We start from the raw sequence: 21,692 nt of genomic DNA on the forward strand, positions 1-21,692 counted from the left end.
AGTACCTGCGCCGCCCCCCTCACCGGGGCGGCGGCATGACCATCCCGCTCATCCTGCTCGGGGCGGCCTTCGCCCTGATCCTCGCCAACGGTTTCTTCGTGGCCGCCGAGTTCGGCCTCGTGACCGTGGAGCGTCCCGAGGCCGAACGCGCCGCCGCGGAGGGCGACCGCCGTGCCCGCACGGTCGTCAACGCCCTGCGCGAGCTGTCCTTCCAGCTCTCCGGCACCCAGCTCGGCATCACCCTCACCTCCCTCGTGGTCGGCATGCTCGCCGAGCCCGCCCTCGCCGGGCTGCTCGCCGGCCCGCTCACCGCGACCGGCCTGCCCCGCGGCGCGGTCTCCGTGGTCTCGGTGCTGATCGGCATGCTGCTGGCCTCCGCCGTGCAGATGGTGGTCGGCGAACTCGTCCCCAAGAACTGGGCGGTCTCCCGGCCGCTCCAGGTGGCCCGCTTCGTGGCCGGCCCGCAGCACGCCTTCTCCCGGCTGTTCCGACCGGTCATCGCCGGACTCAACGCCGTCGCCAACCGGCTGGTCCGCGCCATGGGCGTGGAACCGGCCGAGGAGCTGGCCTCCGCCCGCACCCCCGGCGAACTGGTCTCCCTGGTCCGCCATTCGGCGCAGGCCGGAGCCCTGGAACAGGACACCGCGGACCTGTTCGTCCGCACCCTCTCCCTCGGCGACCTGACCGCCCAGCACGTCATGACCCCCCGGGTCCGCGTCAGCGCCCTCCAGTCCACCGCCACCGCCGCCGACGTGCTCAACCTGACCCGGGCCACCGGCCTGTCCCGGTTCCCGGTCTACGGCGAGCGCATCGACGAGATCCTCGGCGTGGTCCACCTGAAGGACGCCCTCGCCGTGCCCGAGTCCCGACGACCGAGCACCCGGGTCTTCGGGATCGTCGTCCCGGCCCTCCTGGTCCCCGGCACCCTCCCCGTCCAGCCCCTCCTGGAACGGCTCCGCACCGAACAGCCGATGGCCGTGGTCGTCGACGAGTACGGCGGCACCGCCGGAGTGGTCACCCTGGAGGACATCGTCGAGGAACTGGTCGGCGAGGTCCGCGACGAGCACGACCGCGCCGACGAGGAGACCCCGGAACTGGCCGCCGCGCCCGCCGAGGACGGCCGCCCCGCCTGGGAGGCCGACGGCTCCTGCCGGGTGCACACCCTGCGCCGGATAGGACTCGACGTGCCCGAGGGCCCGTACGAGACCGTCGCCGGACTCGTCGCCGACCTCCTCGGCCGCATCCCCGCCCCCGGGGACCGGGCCGAACTCCCCGGCTGGAAGCTCTCCGTCCGGCAGGTCGGCCGCTACCGCGCCGAACGGGTCCGGCTGGTCCGCACCGCCCCGGCCCCCCGGGCGGAGCAGTCCGGCCGCACCGCCCCCGCCCTGACGGCGGTGGCCCGGTGAACGCCCTCCAACTGCTCTTCGCCCTGCTGCTGGTCCTCGCCAACGGCTTCTTCGTGGGCGCCGAATTCGCCCTGGTCTCGGTCCGCCGCAGCCAGATCGAACCCCTCGCCGCCCACTCCAAGCGGGCCCGGCAGACCCTCCACGGACTGGAGAACCTGCCCCGGATGATGGCCGCCGCCCAGTTCGGCATCACCATCTGCTCGCTGACCCTGGGCGCGGTCGCCGAACCCACCGTGGCCCGGCTGCTGGAGCCCGTCTTCCACGCGGCACACGTCCCCGAAGGGCTCGTGCACCCCCTCGGGTACGCCCTCGCCCTGGCCGCGGTGGTCTTCCTCCACCTGGTCATCGGCGAGATGGTCCCGAAGAACCTGGCGATGGCCGCCCCCGAGCGGACCGCGCTGTGGCTCAGCCCCGGCCTGGTCGGCTTCGCCCGGGTCTGCGGGCCCGTCACCACCGCCCTGGGCGCCTGCGCCCGCGTGGTGCTGCGCCTGTTCAAGGTGGAGCCGAAGGACGAGGTCGAGGCCGTCTACACCAGCGCCCAGCTGGGCCGGCTCGTGGAGGACTCCCGCCAGGCCGGGCTGCTGGAGCCGGTGGAGCAGGAACGCCTGGAGGACGCCCTGGAGCTGGGCAGCCGCCCCGTCACCGACGTCCTCCTGGACCGCTCCCAGCTCGTGACCGTCGGCCCCTCGGCCACCCCCCGGCAGATCGAGGCGCTGACCGTGCGCACCGGCTACTCGCGGTTCCCGGTCCTCTCCGACGCCGGTTCCTTCATGGGCTACCTGCACGTCAAGGACGTCCTGGACGTGGAGGAGCGGGAACGCCCGGTGCCCCAGCAGGTCTGGCGGCGGATGACCACCCTGTCCGCCACCCTGCCCCTGGACGATGCCCTCAGCGTGATGCGCCGCGAGGCCACCCACCTGGCGCAGGTCGCCGATCCGACCGGACGGGTGCTGGGACTGGTCACCCTGGAGGACGTCCTGGAGATGCTGGTGGGCGAGGTCCGCGACCCCACGCACCGGCGCCGCGCCCCCGCCCCGGCGGGCACCCGGCCCTGAGCCCTGCCGCCGGTACGGGTCGGGGTCCCGCCCTCCTGGGGCGGGGCCCCGACCCAGGCTCCGGTCGGGCGCTACAGGGGCGGCGGCTCCGTGCGGCCGCGGTCCTGCGGGCCCCGGCCCGACAGCACCTCCCCGTACGCCTGCATCAGGTCCGGCAGCCGCAGCGTGGCCAGGTCCTCCCGACCCGGGGTCCCCGGGTACCCCGCCAGCCGCAGGTCCCGGTAGGCGCAGCTCTTCTCGTACAGGGTCCGCAGGAAGCGCCCGTTGCCCAACTCGTCGATCCAGCCCTGCTCCACCACGTGCCCGCTGATGCTGCCCAGTTCCTCCAGGGCCTCCTCGTCCCAGCGGTCCCCGTCCGCCGAGGCCAGCACCCGGCCGATCGCGGTCAGTTCCTGCGGGCGGTAGCTGGGGAAGTCCACGCGGGTGGTGAACCGGGAGGACAGCCCCGGGTTGACGGCCAGCAGCCGGTCCATGCCCGCCGGATAGCCGGCCAGGATCACCACCAGCTGGTCGCGGTTGTCCTCGGCCCGCTTCAACAGCACCTGAAGGGCCTCGTCCCCGTACGCGTCACCCTTGCTGTAGCCGGAGTTGGAGAGGCTGTACGCCTCGTCCACGAAGAGCACCCCGCCCAGGGCCGAGTCGATCAGCTCATTGGCCTTCACGGCCGTCTGTCCCAGGAACTCGCCGACCAGGTCGGCCCGTTGGGCCTCCACCAGATGGTCGCCGCCGAGCAGGCCCAGCGCGTAGAACACCCGCCCCAGGATCCGTGCCACCGTGGTCTTGCCGGTCCCCGAGGGTCCGGAGAAGACGAAGTGCCGCTTCGGGGGCTGCACCGGCAGCCCCTGACCGGCCCGCAGGCGCGCCATGTGCAGCTGCGCCGACAACGCCTTGACCTGGCGCTTCACCGGCTCCAGCCCCACCATCCGCTCCAGCTCGGCCAGGGCCAGCGCCAACAGTTCCGGATCCGGCGGCCCGGGGGGCAGTCCGACGCCGGCCTGGCCGGCCGCCGTCTTGTGCCGGGACCGCTCCGGGGGCGGCGGAGGCGGTCCGGCCGGACCGCCGGTCCCCGGCCCGAACCGGGGCTCCCGGCCCTCCGGGGGCTCGGCCACGGCCAGCGGGTCCGGCTCGACCTGGCCCCCCGCGGAAGCCGGCACCGGCCCCCCGGACAGGGCCATGGCGGGCTGGTCCCCGGCGGCCCCGCGGCCGGCGTAGTCCAGCCCGTCGGCCCCGTCCAGTCCGTCGCCCTCGGAGATCGCGGTCAGTCGGGCCGCGGTGTCCATGAAGGCCGGGTCGACCCGGTGCACGGCCCGGTACAGCGGCAGGGCCGCCGCGCTGCGTCCGGTGCCCTCGTGGGCGCGGGCCAGCCAGTACCGCAGCTCCTTGCGCTGCGGCTGCTCGCTGCGGCAGCGCATCAGCGCGGCCGAGAGCACCGGCTCGGCCTGCCCGTACATCTCCAGCCGGACCCGCGCCATCCCGCCGAACAGTCCCGACTCGATGCCCAACAGGGCGTCGTCCACGAGCGGTTCGGTGTGCCGGACGAGCTGTTCCCAGTCCTTGACCAGATAGGCGCGGCAGGCGTGCAGGAAGCGGACCTGGGGGTCGGCGTCCACGGGCGGCAGCCCGGCGAGGGCCTGGTCCAGCTCGGGGACGTGCCGGCCGTCCAACCAGTGGGAGGCGTGTGCGAGTAACAGGTCCCGCCGCGACTCCAGCACCGGCTGCACCCACCAGCCCAGCCAGTACCAGGAGTTCAGGGTCCGGCGGTGCCGGGTGCGCTGTTCGCCGAACCGCTCGCGGTGGGCGTACATGCGCAGCAGGGCGTGGGTGGTGTCCACGCGCAGCGCGTGCAGTCCGAGCCAGGCGTCGGCCATCCCGGGATCCAGTCCGACGGCGGCCCGGAACTCCTCCTCGGCCTGCGGATAGGCGCCCATGGTGTACGCGTCCACCCCGCGCAGCCAGGCGAGTTCGGCGGGGGCGTGCGCGCCGCCCCGCGTGCCGAAGTCCATCGCATCCCCCAACCTCCGCGTCCTGGACGGGAGTCACGCAGGCAGCTCAGCCGGAATCAGACTGCATCGTACCTGCGGTTACGGCCCGCACGCAGGGAGCTGCGGGCACCCGCGGAGGGGCGGGATCCGGCCGGCCGCGTAACGCAGGGTGAACGAGGGGCGCCACGGAGCGGGCCCGCGGGAGCCGTCGGAGGGCAGAACGAAGCCCCCGGTCACGGGGGAACAACCGGGGGCTTCGCGTCCGTGTCAGCCCCGAAGGGGCCGCACATTCAGAACGTAAGGCCGGTCCGGGTCCGCGGTCAAGCGGGTCGGAGGGGCTGTCCGGCCGCACGTTAGAGCAGGATTCAAACCGGGGCCGTGTCGTCACGCTCGGTCACGGATCCGGGTGGCCGGGGGGTCACTCCCGTACCCGAAGACCACTCGTATCCCGTACCGCTCTGGCGCACCAGAACGTCCGCGAAGGGGCGCGAAGGGTCGTCCGCGAAGTGCGCGAGCTCCGCGCGCTCCCATCCGTCCCAGAAATCGGCCAACGCGCTCCCGTCCCGCCGGCGCCCGCGCCCCCAGGAGGTCTCCCGGGGCGTCTCCATCCACAGCAGGCCCGCGAGGAGGGGCCGCAGCGCCCGCCGGCCGGCGCCCACCCCCTCGATCACGAGCACCGGCACCGGCTCCTGCGTCCGCTCCGGACCGAACCGCCGCCCCACCCAGTCGTACGGCCGCCAGCGCGCGGCCCGCCCGGCCGCCAGGGGGCCGGTCACCTCGGCCGCGAACCGTCCGGTCCAGTCGAACAGCTCCTCGTGCGTGGCCACGTCGTCCAGGTGCAGCACCGGGGCGCCGCCCAGGGCCGCGGCCAGCCGACCGGCGAAGGTGCTCTTCCCGGAGCCCGCGTGCCCGTCCACGGCGATCAGCCGGACCGGCCCGCAGGACGGCGGCCGCGCGGCCAGCCGCCGCGCCAGCGGAGCCAGCGGGTCCGGAGCCCTCGGCGCGGGGTCCCGCGACGCGGGTGCCGCGGGGGCGGGCGAAGGGGGCTGGGTGTCGGATCCGTCCACCCGGCCAGCCTACGTCCGGGCCGACACGGCCTCCGGGCCTGGCCCGCGCGGCCCGCGGGCTGCGAAGGTGGCCGGGACCGCCGCACCGGATCCGATCAGGGGGTTCCCCGCCGATGACCGCAGCCACGCCACGCCGGGCCCTGCTGGCCGCCGCCCTCGCCGCCGCCACCGTCACGGCCGCCGTCTCCGGGCCGGCCGCCGCCCGGGGTCCCCGTCCCCGGGATCCGCGCGGGACCGTGGACAACCGTTTCTGGTACGCGTACGGGCACTGGCGGGCCGGCACCCACCAGGGCACCGTGGCCGTGCCCGGCGTCCGTCCCCGCCTGGAGATCGGCGCCGCCTCCGACCGCACGGAATACACCGATCCGCACACCGGCCGCACCTCCTCCTGGGAGTCGGCGGTCTGGATCTCCCCGGTGCACGTCCCGGCCGTTCCGGCCACCGAGGTGGTGCCCTCCTGGAACGCCCACACCCCGCCCGGCACCTGGCTCCGGGCCGAGCTGCGCGCCGGGTACCCCGACGGCACCCGCAGCCCCTGGTACACGATGGGCTGCTGGGCCGCGGGGGAGCAGGACATCCGGCGCACCTCCGTGGACGACCAGGGCGACGGCCGGACCCGGGTGTGGACCGACACCCTGGCCGTGGCCGCCCCGGGCAAGGGCCCGCGGATCGCCGACTGGCAGCTCCGGCTCACCCTGTACCGCCGGCCCGGCACCCGGCTCACCCCCTGGGTGCACCTCGCCGGGGCGATGGCCTCGGACGTGCCCGACCGCACCGAGGTGCCGGCCTCCACGCCCACCCCGGCCCCGGAGCTGGCCGTGCCGCGCCGCTCGCAGGAGATCCATCGGGGCCGGTACCCGGAGTACGACAACGGGGGCGAGGCCTGGTGCAGCCCCACCTCCTCCACGATGGTCCTGGAGTACTGGGGACGGGGGCCCGGCCGCGAGGAGCTGGCCTGGGTGGACCCGGCCTACTCCGACCCGCAGGTCTGCCACGCGGCCCGGCGCACCTTCGACCACCAGTACAAGGGCTGCGGCAACTGGTCCTTCAACGCCGCCTACGCGGCCGCCTACCCCGAGACCGCCGCCGTGGTCACCCGGCTGTCCTCCCTCGCCGACGCCGAACGACTGGTCCGTGCGGGCATCCCGCTGATCACCTCGCAGTCCTTCCGCAAGGGCGAGCTGACGGGGGCGGGCTACGGCACCGCCGGGCACCTGATGACCGTCACCGGTTTCACCTCCTCCGGGGACGTGGTGGCCAACGACCCCTACGCCGCCACGAACGCCGAGGTCCGCCGGGTCTACCGGCGCCGGGAGTTCGAGAACGTGTGGCTGCGCACGAAACGGACGGACGCCGCGGGGAAGACCGCCTCGGGCTCCGGGGGGATCTGCTACCTGTACGTGCCCGCCCGACCGGGCCCGGTCCGCACGGCCGCCCTGGCGGCCGTGGGCGTCCTTCCGGAGCCGGCCCCCGGAATCCGTTGACCCGGGGCGGGGTTCGGGAGTTTCATGGTGATAAAGGGCATATAAGTGCTTCGGTAGGAGGCGGCCCGACATGTCCACCATGCATCCGAGCATCGAGCAGCACCCCGACCTCGCCGAGCTGCGTTCCCGGTTCGAGGCGGCGACCACCACCCCCCGCGCCCAGGCGGTGGAGACCCTGGCCCTGTTGACGGGCGTGTTCCTGGCGGCCTCGCCCTGGATCGTGGGGTTCAGCGGCCTGACCGCGCTGGCGGTCTGCAACCTGATCACGGGCGTCGCGTACTGCCTGTTCATGGGCGGGGTCGGCACCGCCTACGAGCGCACGCACGCCATGGCCTGGGCGGCCATGGCGATCGGCGCCTGGACCATCGTCTCCCCGTGGGTGATCGCGGGGGACATGAGCACCACCCGCAGCGTCTGGACGAACGTGATCACCGGCGCGGTCGCGCTCTGCCTGGGCGCGGCCATGGCCATGACCGACCGCAGGAGGGCATGAGGGTCCCGGCGGCCCCCGAGGCCGCCCACCCCGGGCCGCGCCCGGCCCCGGCGTCCCCGCCGGGGTCGGGCCGTGCCGTGTCCGGCCCCGGTCGGTCGGGACCATGGGCCCGGCCCGGCTGGGCGTGACGGGCGCCACGGGTGACCAACGTCTCTCCCTCGGACGGCCCGGAAGCCGGCACATTGGACGGATACCGGGGGGTTCCGTCACCAGCCGAACCGAGGCCCAGACTCATGACCGCAGACAGCGCCGCCCTGACCCGTGTCCGCAAGCTCGTCCGCACCGGAGGCCCCGATGACCGGGCCAAGTGGGTGGAGCACGTGCTGGGCTGGACCCTCGTGGTCGTCCTCGCCATGTTCGTGACGCAGACCGGCCTGCTCTGAAGCCGACGCGCGCTGTCGAGCGGGCCGCCGCCGAGGCGGCCCGCCGCGCCGGTCAGGCGGCCCCGAGGGAGAGCCCGTCCGTCAGGATCTCGTCCGCGCGCACCGCGGCCTGGCCCGCGACCACGTCCGTCAGGAAGACGAACGGCGGGATCACGGGCGGTGCCGGCAGCCCGTCCGGGGCGAAGGTCAGGCACAGGATCCCCTCCACGCACCCGCTGAGCCGGGTCAGGTAGAGGGTGACCTCCCCGCGCAGCCGCAGCGAGCGGGCACCGAGCGCGAGTTCCCGGCCGCCGTCGCGGGTGTCCAGCCGGTAGTCGGAGAGCGAGGCCGCCCGCATCCGGAAGACGAGCACCCGCACCGGCCCGCACGCGGTCCGGACGGTGGCGGGCCCGGCGAGGGCGAAGCCCTCGGGAGCGAACCGGCTCGTGGTCACCTCCGGGGCGCGGCACGGTGGCCCGACCGCTTCCGCCCTCCCGTCCGCCGGCGACCCGCCGGGCCCCGTCAGCGCCGCGAGGAGCACCACCGGCAGGGCGGGCGCCAGGAACCGGGAGGCGGGCGGGAGGGGCTCCGGCGGCTCCGGCCCGTCCTGCGCGGGCTCCGGTTCCGGGGTCCAGCCGAAGGCCAGGGCGGCCCCGGCGATCCCGAGCAGCATGCCCACCAGGAAGCCGCCCAGGTTGGTGGCGGCGAAGGAGAGCACCGACAGCAGCAGGGCGTGCACGCTCACGTACTGCCGGGTGTGCGGCAGGAACCACAGGAACAGCCCGGCCGTGATCAGCGCGCCGCCGATGCCCAGGGCCGCCAGTCCGCCCAGCCCGAGGGCCACCAGGACCGTGAGCGGGGAGAGCGGGACGAGCATCAGCTCGGCCCCCGCCAGGATCAGCAGGAGTCCGCCCCAGAACGGCCGGGTCCGGCGCCAGCGGCGGAACCGGACGCGGAACCGTCCCCGGGCCCCGCTCCCGATCGCGGCCCCCGGGCGCGGCTTCAGAAGCACGTCCGGCCGTTCAGGCCGACCTCGACCCGAAGGCCCTTGAGGCGGAAGTTGCCGCCGGTGGCGGCCCAGGCGTTCGAGCGGACGCCGGTCACTTCGACCCGGCCCGCCTGGAGCCCGAACTTCCCGGCCTCTCCGGCGATCCCGGGCACCCGGTCCAGGGTGGAGGCGTCCCGGCCGATCTCGGCGCTGCCGAAGCGGGCGTCGCCGGTGAGGTCCTCGCCGTCGATGATCAGGCTGCTCGCCGTGACCTCGCCCGCGGGCCCGCCCGCCGTCAGCCGGAACACGACCCGGCCCACGGGGGTCGCGATCCGCGCGGACTGGCAGATGTCCGAGAGCACGGCGTCGCCCAGGCCGAGCAGGGCGGCGGGCCGGCCGCGGCCGTCGACGGAGCGGTCGGTGGTGACGTAGGAGGAGAGGCCGTCCGCGGTGAGCCGCCCCGAGGAGACCTGGAAGGTGGTCCCGGAGACGGCGAAGGAGGCGGCCAGCGCCCCCTGGGCGGTCATGAGGGCCATCCCGGCGGCCACCACGAGGGCGGGCACGGCGGCGCAGGCGGCCTTCTTCCAGTGGACCCGGCCCTCGCCCGGTCCGGGTCGGCGCGGGCGGCGCTCCGCCCGGGGTGGATGCGGCTTCGTGCTCATCGGGGTCTCCCGTCCGTGGTCCGGTGCGCGGGGAAGTGCGAAGAGCCGGTGCGGAGCCCCGGAATGCCCGAAGATCGGTGCGGGCGTCCCGTGGGGGACGCTCTGCCATACTGCGGGCATCCCGTGGCAGTTCGAGGCTAGGGCCGAATTTGAATATGAGTCAACAGCGGGGCGAGACCGGGCGATCCCAGGCGCGCAGGGCCGAACTCATAGCGACCGGAAGGAGGTTGTTCGCCGACACCGCCTACGACGCCCTCTCGATGGACGACATCGCGCGGCAGGCGGGCGTGGCCAAGGGCCTCATCTACTACTACTTCAAGAGCAAGCGCGGCTACTACCTGGCCATCGTCGAGGACTCGGTGGCCGAGCTGGTCGCGCAGGCCGGGGGGAACACCGAACTGCCGAGGGCCGAGCGGGTCCGGCGCACCATCGAGGGCTACCTCCGCTACGCCGAGCACCACCAGGCCGCGTACCGGACCATCGTCACCGGCGGGGTCGGCTCCGACGCCGAGGTGCTGGCCATCCGGGACGGGGTGCGCGAGGAACTGGCCGCGACCATCGCCGAGGGGGCCTACGGCACCCGGAAGATCCCGGAACTGGCCCGGCTGGGGCTGGTGGGATGGCTGGGGGCCGTCGAGGACATCACCCTGGACTGGATCGCGGGCCGCACCGAGCCGCAGTCGCCCTCCCGGGAGGTGCTCGGGGCGATGTTGGTCCGGCTGCTCCGGGCCACCCTCGGGACGATCGGGGAGTTCGTGCCGGAATGCCCGGCTCCACCCGTGGTCGAACCCGTCTGAGCAGTCACGTTCCGGTCACCGGTTGATCTTGCACCCGTGACGGGACCGCCGTGATCGGGCATACTCGGCCCCGCCGCAGCCGCAGATGGGCCCCTTCCGTGATCCGGCAGGGCAGCATCGGTTGCGAGAGCACCGACATCCGGCGGCGCGCGCATACCCGGCGCGTGCCGCTGCACTGCCCTGACCCAGGGAGGAGAGCGCCGCCATGACCGACCGTGCCCCGCAGCCGGTGGACCGACAGCTGCCCACCGAGGAGGCCCGTGACCTCCTCGCGCTCGTACGCGAGATCGCCGACCGGGAGATCCGTCCCGCGGCCGCCGAGCAGGAGGAGGCCGGGGAGTTCCCCCGCGAGCTGTTCGGCCTGCTCTCCGAGTCCGGGCTGCTGGGCCTGCCGTACTCCTCGGAGTACGGCGGCGGAGACCAGCCCTACGAGGTCTACCTCCAGGTCCTGGAGGAGCTGGCCGCGGCCCGCCTGACCGTGGGCCTCGGCGTCAGCGTGCACTCCCTCGCCTGCCACGGCCTGGCCGGGTTCGGCGCCGAGGAGCAGCGCAAGGAGTACCTGCCCGCGATGCTGGGCGGCGGCCTGCTGGGCGCCTACTGCCTCTCCGAGCCCGCCTCGGGCTCGGACGCGGCCTCCCTGACCACGAAGGCCGTCCGGGACGGGGACGACTGGATCCTCACCGGCACCAAGGCGTGGATCACCCACGGCGGCGTCGCCGACTTCTACACCGTCCTCGCCCGCACCGGCGGCGAGGGCCCGCGCGGCATCTCCGCCTTCCTGGTCCCCGGGGACGCGCCCGGCCTGAGCGCCGCCCCGCCCGAGAAGAAGATGGGCATGAAGGGCTCTCCGACGGCCCAGGTCCACCTCGACGGGGTGCGCGTCTCCGACGGGCGCCGGCTGGGCGAGGAGGGGCAGGGCTTCACCCTGGCCCTGGGCGCCCTGGACTCCGGCCGTCTGGGCATCGCCGCCTGCGCGATCGGCATCGCCCAGGCCGCCCTGGACGAGGCCCTGACCTACGCCGCCGGACGCAGCCAGTTCGGCCGGCCCATCGCCGACTTCCAGGGCCTGCGCTTCATGCTCGCCGACATGGCGGTCAAGATCGAGGCCGGTCGTGCCCTGTACCTGTCCGCGGCCCGGCTCCGGGACGCGGGCCTGCCCTTCTCCCGGCAGGCCGCCATGGCCAAGCTCTTCTGCACCGACGCCGCGATGAGCGTCACCACCGACGCGGTGCAGGTGCTCGGCGGCTACGGGTACACCGCGGACTTCCCGGCCGAGCGGCTGATGCGCGAGGCCAAGGTGCTCCAGATCGTCGAGGGCACCAACCAGATCCAGCGCGTGGTCATCGCCCGCCACCTGGCCGGCCCCGAGAGCCGCTGAACGGCTGCTCGAACAGCTCCCCGGTCGGCCAGACCGAGGAGCGGGTGAGCCGGGCCCATTCCGGGTCCCTGCGGCCGGGCAGGGTGCGCCCGTCCCCGGCCCAGCGCTCCATCAGGGACCGGTAGATCGGTGGATCGGCCGCGGCCACGTGCTGCTGAACCGATTCTTCGAATCCGGGGGGCTGCGGGCGCCGCCTGCGTCCCGTGGCCGGGGTCTGAAGCATGGTCATGCCGGGCCAACGCGACCGCCGCCCCCCGGGTCACCGCCCGCCCCCGTCGGGACTCCGTTCGACGTGTCCCCGACACACCCGGGACCCGGGCGGGGCGAAGGGCGTCGGGGCGGCCGGTCCCCGGCCCGGCCGGCCCTCCCCGGCGGCCCCGGCCCGGCGGCCCCGGGCCCGCCGTCCGGGGGTGAGGACCATCCGCCCCCGCGCCCCCGCGGGCCCCGGCCCCGGACGGCCGCGTGCGGTCCCCGCCCCCCCGGACCGTTCCGCCCGGGGCGTTCCCGCGCCGGGCGCCCCCACCCACGGGTGCCCCCGCGCGACCTCCGCGAGGCGGGTGGCGGCATTTCGTGGCCGGATGGCAGGGAGTGTCAGAACTCTGGGCGACAGCACGATTACTGACGTACCGTCATATCCGCTGTCCCGCCGCCCAGCCCAGGAGGCCTGCCATGCCCGTGGACCGCCCCGTCGCCCTCGACGAGTACCCGATCCACCAGGTGCCCCTGTCGATGAAGCACGTCGCCACGGGCGACCGGAACGCCTACGACCGCTGCATCTTCCACGTGTTCGACCACGCGGGCCGCGCCCTGCTCGTCCTCGGCCTCGGGGTCTACCCCAACACCGGCGTCATCGACGCCTACGCCACCCTCCGCCTCGGCGACGAACTCCTCGCCGTCCGCGCCTCCGACGCCCTCGGCGAGGACCGCACGGACCTGTCCGTCGGCCCGCTGCGCATCACCGTGGACGAACCCCTCCGCCGGTTCACCCTCACCTGCGACCCGGACCCCGCCGACCCCGACGGGCTCTCCTACGAGCTGACCTGGACCGCCGACTTCCCCGCCGTCTGGGAACCGCACCACGTGCAGCGCCGCGGCGACCGGCTGATGCTCGAAGGCCGCCGCTTCGTGCAGGCGGGCACCGTCACCGGCACCCTGCGCGCCCGCGGCGAGGAGATCCGGCTCGCCCCGGGGGAGTGGACCGGCACCCGCGACCGCAGTTGGGGGGTCCGCCCGATCCCCGGCGAGGACGGCGGCCGGGCCGCCGAGGAACTGCGTCCCGAGGGCTTCCACTGGCTCTGGATCCCCGTCCGCTTCGAGGACCGCTTCGTGATGGTCGTCGTCCAGGAGGACGCCGACGGCCACCGCACCCTCAACGAGGCCGTCCAGGTCTTCCCCGCCGCCGCCGGCCGCCCCGACGCCCAGCTCGGCTGGCCGCACACCGAGATCCGGTACGCCCCCGGCACCCGGCATCCCGAAGCCGCCGTGGTCCACCTCACCGACCAGGCCCGCAAGCCCCTCGAACTGCGCGCGGAGATCCTGGTGTCCTCCCCGCTCGCCGTCGGCGCGGGCTACCCCCCGGCCCCGGACTGGCAGCACGGCAGCTGGCAGGGGCGCGGCTGGACGGACCGGCGCGCCTACGACCTGACCGACCCCGCCGCCCACCCGATGGCCGCCTTCGGGGTCACCGACCACTCCGCCCGGTTCACCCTCGACGGGCGCACCGGCCACGGCATCTTCGAGCACGGCAGCTTCGGCCGACACGACCCCAGCGGCTTCACCGACTACGGCTCCGTCGCCCGCTGAACGACGCCGCCCGCCGACCGGACCCGCCCACCCGCAGGGACAGGAGCACCGCCATGACCACGGCACCACGCCCCCGCACCACCACCCGCGACCCCGAGGAGCTCGGCCGCCGCCTCACGGCCTGGCTCGACCGGCGCCTGCCGGGCGCCCGGGTGTCCGGGATCTCCGTACCCTCCTCCAACGGGATGTCCAGCGAGACCCTGCTCTTCGACATCGAGCACCCCCGGACCCCGGTCCGGGCCTGCGCCCTCCGGCTGGCCGCCGACCCGGCCGCCTACACCGTCTTCCCCCGCTACGACCTGCCCCGCCAGCACCGGGTGATGGACCTGGTCGCCCGCCACACCGACCTGCCGGTGCCCCGCGTCCACTGGCTGGAGACCGATCCCGCACCGCTCGGGGCGCCCTTCTTCGTGATGGAACGGGCCGAGGGTCGGGTCCCCCCGGACGTGATGCCCTACACCTACGAGGGCAACTGGCTGCACGCGGCCACCGACGCCGAACGGGCCCGCCTGGAAGCGGCCTCCGTGAGCCTGCTGGCCCGGCTGCACGACCAGTTCCCGCCCGCGGAAGGGGAGTTCCTGCTGCCCCCGGGCGGTGGCAGCCCGCTCCGCCGGCACGTCGAGGCCCAACGGGACTACTACGCCTGGGTGGTGAAGGGGCTCGCCCCGTCCCCGCTGATCGAGCGGGCCTTCGCCCGGCTGGAGGAGCTGTGGCCCGCGGACGAGGGCCCGGCGGTCCTCAACTGGGGTGACGCCCGCATCGGGAACGTCGTCTACCGGGCCGACGGCTTCGAGCCGGTGGCCGTACTGGACTGGGAGATGGCCGCGCTCGCCCCGCGCGAGGTGGACCTGGGCTGGACGGTGTACCTGCACCGCTTCTTCCAGGACCTCACCACCGGCTTCGGCCAGCCGGGACTGCCGGACTTCCTGCGCCGCGCGGAGGTGGAGGCGCGCTACGCGGACCTCACCGGTCACACCCCGCGGGACATGGAGTTCCACACGCTGTACGCCGCCCTGCGGCACGCCGTGGTGATGCTGCGGATCGCCTACCGACAGGCGCACTTCGGGGAGGTGGAGGTGCCCGCGGATCCGGACGGGCTGATCCTGCACCATGCCAGTCTCGCCGCCATGGTGCAGGGCACCTACTGGTGAACCGCGCCGCCGCGGTCGTCGCGTACGGGTCAGGCGGCCTGTACGTGGCGGCTGCGGTCCGGCCGCGGCACGGACAGCCGCACCGGACGCGAACCCGGCCCGCCGACGTGCGAGAACGGCTGGGTGCGCCAGTCGAGGCCCTGGGGGAGGGCGAGCAGGACCACGGCGGCCGGCTCCGGGTACTCGCCCTCGGGCTCGTCGTCGGCGAGGGTCGCCGGGCGACCGGTGCCCGCGCAGACCGTGAGTCCGAACGGGTTCCACGGGCTCAGGCAGAGGGCGTGCTCGGGCAGGAACTCCTCGTCCGCGACGAGGGCGATGGCCTGGGCGCAGTCGGGGCAGACGGCGTGGCGGACCTCGAAGGACTCCGCGGACCAGAGTTCCTCGGCCTCGTCGCCGTCGGCCAGTTCGAGAGGCTCGGGCTCGGTGCGGAACGCGCGCTTGGTGTTCGGCATGGATGTATTCCCCCTTGGGTGGGCCGGGCGGACAGGATCGGGCCTCGGCCACAGCAAGCACTTCCCGCCGCGCGCGACGGATAACCGGCAAGACCCCCCTCTACGCCCACTTACCCTTGTGGCCTTGGTCACATGCCTGCCGCAGGTGCCACTTCGGGCGGCCCGGCACTGTGCCGGACGCCACCTCGGGCAATAGGTTGAGCGGCTATGAGCGCAATGGAAGAACTGGACCGCCAGATCGTGGAGCTGCTCGTCCGTGACGGGCGCATGAGCTACACGGACCTGGGCAAGGCCACCGGCCTGTCCACGTCGGCGGTCCACCAGCGAGTACGCCGCCTGGAACAGCGCGGCGTGATCCGCGGCTACGCCGCCGTCGTCGACCCGGAGGCCGTGGGACTGCCCCTGACGGCCTTCATCTCGGTCAAGCCCTTCGACCTGAGCGCCCCCGACGACATCGCCGACCGGCTGGCCGGGGTGCCCGAGATCGAGGCCTGCCACAGCGTGGCCGGCGACGAGAACTACATCCTGAAGGTGCGGGTCGCCACCCCGCTGGAACTGGAGGACCTGCTGAGCCGCCTGCGGGCCCTCGCCGGGGTCTCGACCCGCACCACCGTGGTGCTGTCCACCCCGTACGAGGCCCGGCCGCCCCGGATCTGACCGGGACCGGACCACCCCCCGGCCGGGAGCGCGACCCCGGCGCGGGAGACTGGTCCCCATGACCGAGACCCCCACGGGCTCCGCCGAAGGCGCCGGAGCCGATGCACCACCGCACGACCGCACCGTCCTGCTCCGGCGGGGAGAGGTGCACAGCCCCGCCGACCCCTTCGCCACCGCGATGGTCGTGGAACGGGGCCACATCGCCTGGGTCGGCTCCGAGGGCGCGGCCGACGCCTTCGCCGACGGCGTGGACGAGGTCGTCGACCTGGACGGCGCCCTGGTCACCCCCGCGTTCACCGACGCGCACGTGCACACCACCGCCACCGGACTGGCCCTGACCGGGCTGGACCTGTCCGGCGCCACCTCCCTCGCCGACGCACTCGCCCTGGTGCGGGCGCACGCCGCCGCCCGCCCCGCCGACCGGGTGCTCCTCGGCCACGGCTGGGACGCCGCCCGCTGGCCCGAACGCCGGGCCCCGCGCCGCGAGGAGCTCGACGCGGCCACCGCGGGCCGGCCGCTCTACCTGAGCCGCATCGACGTGCACTCGGCCGTGGTCACCACCGCCCTGCTCGACCTGGTCCCCGGTGTCCGGGACCGCGCCGGCTTCCAGGCAGGCGAGCCCCTCACCCGGGACGCCCACCACGCCGTCCGGGCCGCCGCCCTCGGCGCGATCACCCCGACCCAGCGCGAGGAGGCCCAGCGGGCCGCGCTGCGGCACGCGGCCTCCCTCGGCATCGGCTCCGTGCACGAGTGCGCCGGCCCCGAGATCTCCTCCCCGGAGGACTTGACGGGCCTGCTGGAGCTCGCCCGCCGCGAACCCGGCCCCCGGGTCGCCGGCTACTGGGCGGACACCGACCTCGCGCTGGCCCGCGAGCTGGGCGCCGTCGGCGCCGCCGGCGACCTCTTCGTGGACGGGGCCCTGGGCTCCCACACGGCCTGCCTGCACGCCCCGTACGCCGACGCCGCGCACACGGGCACCGCCTACCTCGACGCGGCCGCAGTGGCCGCCCACGTGGCCGCGTGCACCGAGGCCGGGCTCCAGGCGGGCTTCCACGCCATCGGGGACGCCGCCGTGGCCGCCGTGACGGAGGGCGTGCGCGCCGCCGCGGAGAAGCTCGGCATCGCCCGGATCCGGGCCGCCCGGCACCGGGTGGAGCACGCCGAGATGATGGACGCCGACAGCATCGCCGCCTTCGCCGAACTGGGACTGACCGCCTCCGTGCAGCCCGCCTTCGACGCGGCCTGGGGCGGCGCGGACGGCATGTACGCGGACCGCCTCGGCGCCGACCGTGCCCGCACCCTCAACCCGTACGCGGCGATGCTGAAGGCCGGGGTGGCGCTGGCCTTCGGCTCCGACTCCCCGGTGACCCCGCTCGACCCCTGGGGTACGGTCCGGGCCGCCGCCTTCCACCGCACCCCCGAGCACCGGATCTCGGTCCGCGCCGCCTTCACCGCCCACACCCGGGGCGGCTGGCGGGCCCTGGGCCGCGACGACGCGGGCACCCTGGTGCCCGGCGCCCCCGCCGACTACGCCCTCTGGCACACCGACGAGCTGGTCGTCCAGGCCCCCGACGACCGGGTGGCCCGCTGGTCCACCGACCCGCGCTCGGGCACCCCGGGCCTGCCCGACCTGACCCCCGGCCGGGAGCTCCCGGTCTGCCTGGGGACCTACGTGGGGGGCCGCGCGGTCCACGTACGCCCACAGAGGTGACAGGGGGCGCGCGATTGCGCCGATCGATGTGCGCGGGCCCCGGGAGTGCGCTCCCGGGGCCCGGGTACTGACCAGGACTTTCCGCCTCCCTCGGAGGGAAATCCCAGGTCAGAGGTGGTGTTGACAAGGGGCCGCGGGGGCCGGGTAGGTTCTCCGCGTCCACCATCAGGACGTCCGGTACCGGCGGACCCGCACGTTCAGCGCCCCGCGCCTCGGGCGCGAGGGAAGGTTTCGCCGGGCCGGAGGTGCGACCCGGGAGGGGCCCGGACGTCCAGTAGACAACGGCTCCGTCCGTCCGCAGCCAGCGGCCGCGCCGGGCCGGACCGAAGGTCTCCGGGCCCCGATCCCGCCGCCTCCCGGCCGCCGGTCCGCGTCGGCTCGAACCCGCTCCCGGGCGCTCGCTAAGGTGGTGCTTCTGTGAACGGAAGCGCGAAGGGGAATCAGTGAGCTACGGGGATGAGCGGCGGTACGGACCGCTCGGCACGGTCCTGGTGATCATTCCGACCTACAACGAGGCGGAGAACATCAGGCCGATCGTCTCCCGCGTGCGGGCGGCGGTGCCGGCCGCACACGTCCTGGTGGCCGACGACAACAGCCCCGACGGCACCGGCAAGATCGCCGACGAGCTGTCCGCCGAGGACGACCAGGTGCACGTGCTGCACCGCAAGGGCAAGGAGGGGCTGGGCGCGGCCTACCTCGCGGGCTTCCGCTGGGGCATCGAGCAGGGCTACGGCGTGCTCGTGGAGATGGACGCCGACGGCTCCCACCAGCCCGAGGAGCTGCCCCGCCTGCTGACGGCCCTGAACGGCGCCGACCTGGTCCTGGGCTCCCGCTGGGTGCCCGGCGGCCGGGTGGTGAACTGGCCCTGGCACCGGCAGTTCCTCTCCCGCGGCGGCAGCACCTACTCCCGGCTGATGCTCGACGTGCCGATCCGGGACATCACCGGCGGGTTCCGGGCCTTCCGCCGGGAGACCCTGGAGGGGCTGGGCCTGGACATGGTCGCCTCGCAGGGCTACTGCTTCCAGGTCGACCTGGCGCGGCGCTCCGTGGAGGCCGGCTTCCACGTGGTGGAGGTGCCGATCACCTTCGTCGAGCGTGAGTTCGGCGACAGCAAGATGAGCAAGGACATCGTGGTCGAGGCGCTGTGGCGGGTCACCGGCTGGGGCCTGGGCACCCGCGCGGGCCAGGTCCTCGACGCCGCCAAGGGTCTGGCCTCGGGCGAGAAGCAGGCGGGCGACAAGCAGGCGGGCGACAAGCGTGCGGGGGAGAAGAGGCCCTGAGCCTCCGGCGGCCCCGAACGTCCGGCAGCCGCCGCACCGGCGGCCCCTGAACGCGCGTGACCGGCGGCCCGACGGACCACCGGGCGGGCGGTCGCCGGTCGCCCGGTGCCGGCGGTCCTGAACCGGCCCTTACGGCCGTCCGGGCACACTGGTGGTATGACGACCGGCGTTTCTTCCCCGACGGCCCCCCGGCGCTCGCGCGCCCGTACCTTTCTCCCCCTGGCGGTCGCCGCCTGGCTGGTCCTGGAGATCTGGCTGCTCACCGTGGTCGGCTCGCTGCTCGGCGGGCTCGGCGTGGTGGCGGTGCTGGCGGCCGGCTTCGTGCTCGGCACGGTGGTCATCAAGCGGGCCGGGCGCCGCGCCTTCCGGAACCTCACCGAGACCTTCCAGCAGGCGCAGAGCACCGGCGCACCGCCCGCCCCGAAGCCCGGTCAGGGCTCCGGCAACGGTCTCACCATGCTGGCGGGCCTGCTGCTGATCATGCCCGGTCTGCTCTCCGACCTGGCCGGCCTGCTCCTGCTGCTGCCTCCGGTCCGCGCCCTGGTGTCCCGCTCCGGCGAGCGCTTCCTGGAGCGCCGGATCGCCACGGCGGCCCCCGGCGGCTTCGGCGACGCCTTCCAGCAGGCCCGCATCCACTACCCGGACGGTAAGGTCGTACCGGGCGAGGTGATCCGCGAGGACGGCGGACCGGCCCGCGGGCCCGGCGAGCCCCGCAACCACCCGCCGCTGACCCCCTGAGGCCCCCTGGCCGCACGGGGGTGCCGGCGCGGCACCACGCGGGCACGACGAGGAGGGCCCGGGCTCTGAGCCCGGGCCCTCCTTCGCGTGCGCGCCCCGTCGAACGGACTCGATCGGTCCGTTTCCGGGCACGCCCAAGAGCCGCGGGGCTCCGCTTCACCTGAGGTGACGGACCCCCGCGGCTCTGGTGCGTCGCGCCCTCGTCAGGCGGACTTGCGGCTGTCTCGCGGGTGCACCGCGATGTTCATGGCGCCGGAACGGAGTACTGCCAGCCTCTCGGCCAGCACCTCCTCCAGCTCTTCGCGGGTACGCCGCTCCATGAGCATGTCCCAGTGCGTTCGCGCGGGCTTGCCCTTCTTCTCTTCGGGCCCGTCCCCGTCCACCAGGAGTGCCTGGGCGCCGCACGCCTTGCACTCCCACTCCGGCGGAATCTCCGCCTCAACCGAGAACGGCATCTCAAATCGATGTCCGTTCTGGCATGCGTACTCCACCGCCTGGCGCGGGGCCAGATCGATGCCGCGGTCGGTCTCGTAGCTGGTAACCACGAGCCGCGTGCCGCGGAGAGCTCGCTCACTCATGAATCGTGCCTCCCGGGCTTGTCGCCCACAGGACAGGTGTCGCTGTCGTCGTCATCCGGTCAACGTCCGGTCGGCGGTATAGATTCCCGCTCCCAGTCGTGCGTCGCCCGTCGTGCCGCCCCTTGTTGTACCCACCAATGCCCGTTTTGTCACATCTGACAGCAGATGTCACCCAACGTTTTCACTTCATCGGCACGCAGTAACGGTCCGCCTGGGCAGGCCAAAGGCGTACACTACCGGCCTTTGACTTCGAGGTCTAAATCCGGTCCGGAACCGGATTTCCCGCCGCTGCCACGGCCGCCCGTACGGGCACCCGTGCGAGCAGGACGAATCCGAGTGCGAAGAAGACCACCAGGGAGATGATGGCGTCCCGGTAGCTCCCCGTCAGCTGGTACGTGAGACCGAACACCAACGGCCCCACCCAACTCACCCCGCGGTCGCTGATCTCGTACGCGGAGAAGTACTCGGCCTCCTTGCCCTTCGGGACCAGGTGCGAGAAGAGCGAGCGGGACAGCGCCTGGCTGCCGCCGAGCACCAGCCCGATCATCGCGGCCAGCACGAAGAACCAGACCGGGGCCCCCGCGGGCAGGAAGTAGCCGGCGGCCAGGGTCACCGTCCACGCGGCCAGCGACCCCAGGATGGTCCGCTTCGCCCCGTACACGCGCGCCAGTCGCCCCATGCCCAGCGCGCCCGCCACCGCCAGCACCTGCACCAGCAGGACGGCCGCGATCAGCGTGGACTGCTCCAGGCCCAGCTCCTCGGAGCCGTACACCGAAGCCTGCGAGATCACGGTCTGCACCCCGTCGTTGTAGACCAGGTAGGCCAGCAGGAAGGAGAGCGTCAGCGGGTGCTTGCGCATGTCCTTGAGGGTGGCCACGAGCTGCTTCCAGCCGCTGCCCGCAGGCCCCCCGCCCGGGGCGCGGACCACGTGCCGGTCCCGCAACCGGCGCAGCGGCACCAGGGCGAAGGCCCCCCACCACAGGCCCGCGGAGGCCAGGCAGATCCGCACCGCCATGCCCTCGGAGAGGCCGAAGGACTCGTGACCCTGGTAGAGGACCAGGTTCACCACCAGCATCACCGAGCCGGCCGTGTAGCCGAAGGCCCAGCCCCGCGAGGAGACCGCGTCCCGCTCGTCGGGTTCGGCGATCTGCGGCAGGTAGGCGTTGTACAGCACCATCGAGACGGCCATCGAGGCGTTCGCCACGATCAGCAGCAGCCCGCCCAGCAGGTAGCGCTCCCCGCCCAGGAAGAACATGGCCGTGGTGGCGCCCGCGCCGGTGTAGGCGGCCGCCGCCAGCAGCGGCTTCTTGCGGCCGGTCCGGTCCGCGACGGCCCCGACCAGCGGCATCAGGAGCACCGCCAGGATCACCGAGGCCGAGACCGCGTAGGCGAAGAAGGAGCCCGCCCGCACCGGAATCCCCAGCGGGTGCACGAAGCCCTCGGCGTCCGCCGCCGCCTTCGCCACCGAGGTGAGGTAGGGGCCGATGAACACCGTCAGCACGCTCGCGGAGTACACGGAGCAGGCGAAGTCGTAGAAGTACCAGCCGTGCTGCTCCCGCCGCCGCTCGGCGGCCGTCGGCGCGTCCCCGCCCGGTGGCCCGGAGCCCGCCGCCGTTCCCGCAGGATCCGTGTTCTCAGCACTCACCGG

General features: G+C 74.3%; 20 protein-coding genes. 13 read left to right on the forward strand and 7 right to left on the reverse strand.

All coding sequences use genetic code 11. The annotated features are described in order from the left end of the window. The first annotated feature begins 35 nt into the window (after positions 1-35). Together ABTZ17_RS10280 and ABTZ17_RS10285 are read left to right on the forward strand one after the other, a co-directional pair. On the forward strand, positions 36-1,406 hold the full coding sequence (locus ABTZ17_RS10280; RefSeq protein WP_352195117.1) for a hemolysin family protein: 1,371 nt from the start codon (positions 36-38) through the stop codon (positions 1,404-1,406). Beyond that, entirely contained in the window at positions 1,403-2,461 is a 1,059-nt protein-coding gene (locus tag ABTZ17_RS10285) for a hemolysin family protein (RefSeq protein ID WP_352195118.1), read from the forward strand. The genes ABTZ17_RS10280 and ABTZ17_RS10285 overlap by 4 nt, the downstream gene beginning before the upstream one ends. Positions 2,462-2,532: 71 nt before the next feature. Here ABTZ17_RS10285 and ABTZ17_RS10290 read toward each other — a convergent pair whose 3' ends face one another. Together ABTZ17_RS10290 and ABTZ17_RS10295 are read right to left on the reverse strand one after the other, a co-directional pair. After that, the gene (locus ABTZ17_RS10290) at positions 2,533-4,464 is read right to left on the reverse strand and encodes an AAA family ATPase (RefSeq protein ID WP_352195119.1); all 1,932 of its coding nucleotides are present in this window, start codon (positions 4,462-4,464) and stop codon (positions 2,533-2,535) included. 344 nt (positions 4,465-4,808) lie between these two features. After that, a complete protein-coding gene (locus ABTZ17_RS10295; RefSeq protein WP_352195150.1) occupies positions 4,809-5,426 on the reverse strand; it encodes a uridine kinase family protein in 618 nt (205 codons plus the stop codon). Between the two features lie 197 nt (positions 5,427-5,623). On the opposite strand from ABTZ17_RS10295, the gene ABTZ17_RS10300 reads away from it, so the two are divergent. From ABTZ17_RS10300 to ABTZ17_RS10310, 3 genes are all read left to right on the forward strand, one after another. Next, complete coding sequence (locus ABTZ17_RS10300; protein WP_352195120.1) at positions 5,624-6,994, forward strand: C39 family peptidase; 1,371 nt, start codon at positions 5,624-5,626, stop codon at positions 6,992-6,994. Between the two features lie 70 nt (positions 6,995-7,064). After that, positions 7,065-7,487, forward strand: a complete 423-nt coding sequence (locus ABTZ17_RS10305; RefSeq protein ID WP_352195121.1) for an SPW repeat protein — start codon at positions 7,065-7,067, stop codon at positions 7,485-7,487. A 233-nt stretch (positions 7,488-7,720) separates the two neighbouring features. Further along, the gene (locus ABTZ17_RS10310) at positions 7,721-7,870 is read left to right on the forward strand and encodes an SCO1431 family membrane protein (protein WP_352195122.1); all 150 of its coding nucleotides are present in this window, start codon (positions 7,721-7,723) and stop codon (positions 7,868-7,870) included. A 52-nt stretch (positions 7,871-7,922) separates the two neighbouring features. Here the strand turns inward: ABTZ17_RS10310 and ABTZ17_RS10315 are convergent, their stop codons facing one another. Then, positions 7,923-8,861 (reverse strand): DUF6114 domain-containing protein, encoded by a 939-nt coding sequence (locus tag ABTZ17_RS10315; protein WP_352195123.1) that lies wholly within the window; start codon positions 8,859-8,861, stop codon positions 7,923-7,925. Further along, positions 8,852-9,499, reverse strand: coding sequence for a DUF6230 family protein (locus ABTZ17_RS10320; protein ID WP_352195124.1), 648 nt, complete (start codon positions 9,497-9,499; stop codon positions 8,852-8,854). The genes ABTZ17_RS10315 and ABTZ17_RS10320 overlap by 10 nt, the downstream gene beginning before the upstream one ends. A 149-nt stretch (positions 9,500-9,648) precedes the next feature. Here ABTZ17_RS10320 and ABTZ17_RS10325 point away from each other — a divergent pair, with 149 nt between their 5' ends. From ABTZ17_RS10325 to ABTZ17_RS10340, 4 genes are all read left to right on the forward strand, one after another. After that, the gene (locus tag ABTZ17_RS10325) at positions 9,649-10,296 is read left to right on the forward strand and encodes a TetR/AcrR family transcriptional regulator (protein WP_502994636.1); all 648 of its coding nucleotides are present in this window, start codon (positions 9,649-9,651) and stop codon (positions 10,294-10,296) included. A gap of 205 nt (positions 10,297-10,501) precedes the next feature. Next, complete coding sequence (locus ABTZ17_RS10330; protein WP_352195126.1) at positions 10,502-11,674, forward strand: acyl-CoA dehydrogenase family protein; 1,173 nt, start codon at positions 10,502-10,504, stop codon at positions 11,672-11,674. Positions 11,675-12,343: 669 nt separating this feature from the next. Further along, positions 12,344-13,477, forward strand: coding sequence for an Rv3169 family protein (locus ABTZ17_RS10335; protein WP_352195127.1), 1,134 nt, complete (start codon positions 12,344-12,346; stop codon positions 13,475-13,477). A gap of 53 nt (positions 13,478-13,530) precedes the next feature. Then, positions 13,531-14,628 (forward strand): phosphotransferase family protein, encoded by a 1,098-nt coding sequence (locus ABTZ17_RS10340; protein WP_352195128.1) that lies wholly within the window; start codon positions 13,531-13,533, stop codon positions 14,626-14,628. A gap of 29 nt (positions 14,629-14,657) precedes the next feature. Here ABTZ17_RS10340 and ABTZ17_RS10345 read toward each other — a convergent pair whose 3' ends face one another. Beyond that, positions 14,658-15,080 (reverse strand): hypothetical protein, encoded by a 423-nt coding sequence (locus ABTZ17_RS10345; RefSeq protein ID WP_352195129.1) that lies wholly within the window; start codon positions 15,078-15,080, stop codon positions 14,658-14,660. Positions 15,081-15,296: 216 nt separating this feature from the next. Here ABTZ17_RS10345 and ABTZ17_RS10350 point away from each other — a divergent pair, with 216 nt between their 5' ends. The 4 genes from ABTZ17_RS10350 to fxsA all read left to right on the forward strand — a co-directional run bounded on the left by ABTZ17_RS10350 (position 15,297) and on the right by fxsA (position 19,466). Continuing rightward, positions 15,297-15,737, forward strand: a complete 441-nt coding sequence (locus ABTZ17_RS10350) for an Lrp/AsnC family transcriptional regulator (RefSeq protein WP_352195151.1) — start codon at positions 15,297-15,299, stop codon at positions 15,735-15,737. Between the two features lie 58 nt (positions 15,738-15,795). Continuing rightward, a complete protein-coding gene (locus ABTZ17_RS10355) occupies positions 15,796-17,448 on the forward strand; it encodes an amidohydrolase (RefSeq protein ID WP_352195130.1) in 1,653 nt (550 codons plus the stop codon). 443 nt (positions 17,449-17,891) lie between these two features. Further along, positions 17,892-18,728 (forward strand): polyprenol monophosphomannose synthase, encoded by an 837-nt coding sequence (locus ABTZ17_RS10360; protein WP_352195131.1) that lies wholly within the window; start codon positions 17,892-17,894, stop codon positions 18,726-18,728. A 156-nt stretch (positions 18,729-18,884) separates the two neighbouring features. Then, a complete protein-coding gene (gene fxsA, locus ABTZ17_RS10365) occupies positions 18,885-19,466 on the forward strand; it encodes an FxsA family membrane protein (RefSeq protein ID WP_352195132.1) in 582 nt (193 codons plus the stop codon). Positions 19,467-19,669: 203 nt separating this feature from the next. Here the strand turns inward: fxsA and ABTZ17_RS10370 are convergent, their stop codons facing one another. Further along, complete coding sequence (locus ABTZ17_RS10370) at positions 19,670-20,044, reverse strand: RNA polymerase-binding protein RbpA (RefSeq protein ID WP_003959706.1); 375 nt, start codon at positions 20,042-20,044, stop codon at positions 19,670-19,672. 256 nt (positions 20,045-20,300) lie between these two features. Further along, on the reverse strand, positions 20,301-21,689 hold the full coding sequence (locus ABTZ17_RS10375) for an MFS transporter (protein ID WP_352195133.1): 1,389 nt from the start codon (positions 21,687-21,689) through the stop codon (positions 20,301-20,303). Between the last annotated feature and the right edge of the window lie 3 nt (positions 21,690-21,692).

Source organism: Streptomyces sp. NPDC097619 (assembly GCF_040302735.1).
Taxonomy (GTDB): Bacteria; Actinomycetota; Actinomycetes; order Streptomycetales; family Streptomycetaceae; genus Streptomyces.

What these genes read in the sequence shown, in the direction of transcription:
- ABTZ17_RS10280 (WP_352195117.1), top strand. Translation starts at nt 36, where the DNA reads ATGACCATCCCGCTCATCCTGCTCGGGGCGGCCTTCGCCCTGATCCTC.
- ABTZ17_RS10290 (WP_352195119.1), bottom strand. Translation starts at nt 4,464, where the DNA reads ATGGACTTCGGCACGCGGGGCGGCGCGCACGCCCCCGCCGAACTCGCC.
- ABTZ17_RS10300 (WP_352195120.1), top strand. Translation starts at nt 5,624, where the DNA reads ATGACCGCAGCCACGCCACGCCGGGCCCTGCTGGCCGCCGCCCTCGCC.
- ABTZ17_RS10305 (WP_352195121.1), top strand. Translation starts at nt 7,065, where the DNA reads ATGTCCACCATGCATCCGAGCATCGAGCAGCACCCCGACCTCGCCGAG.
- ABTZ17_RS10310 (WP_352195122.1), top strand. Translation starts at nt 7,721, where the DNA reads ATGACCGCAGACAGCGCCGCCCTGACCCGTGTCCGCAAGCTCGTCCGC.
- ABTZ17_RS10320 (WP_352195124.1), bottom strand. Translation starts at nt 9,499, where the DNA reads ATGAGCACGAAGCCGCATCCACCCCGGGCGGAGCGCCGCCCGCGCCGA.
- ABTZ17_RS10330 (WP_352195126.1), top strand. Translation starts at nt 10,502, where the DNA reads ATGACCGACCGTGCCCCGCAGCCGGTGGACCGACAGCTGCCCACCGAG.
- ABTZ17_RS10335 (WP_352195127.1), top strand. Translation starts at nt 12,344, where the DNA reads ATGCCCGTGGACCGCCCCGTCGCCCTCGACGAGTACCCGATCCACCAG.
- ABTZ17_RS10340 (WP_352195128.1), top strand. Translation starts at nt 13,531, where the DNA reads ATGACCACGGCACCACGCCCCCGCACCACCACCCGCGACCCCGAGGAG.
- ABTZ17_RS10345 (WP_352195129.1), bottom strand. Translation starts at nt 15,080, where the DNA reads ATGCCGAACACCAAGCGCGCGTTCCGCACCGAGCCCGAGCCTCTCGAA.
- ABTZ17_RS10350 (WP_352195151.1), top strand. Translation starts at nt 15,297, where the DNA reads ATGGAAGAACTGGACCGCCAGATCGTGGAGCTGCTCGTCCGTGACGGG.
- ABTZ17_RS10355 (WP_352195130.1), top strand. Translation starts at nt 15,796, where the DNA reads ATGACCGAGACCCCCACGGGCTCCGCCGAAGGCGCCGGAGCCGATGCA.
- fxsA (WP_352195132.1), top strand. Translation starts at nt 18,885, where the DNA reads ATGACGACCGGCGTTTCTTCCCCGACGGCCCCCCGGCGCTCGCGCGCC.
- ABTZ17_RS10370 (WP_003959706.1), bottom strand. Translation starts at nt 20,044, where the DNA reads ATGAGTGAGCGAGCTCTCCGCGGCACGCGGCTCGTGGTTACCAGCTAC.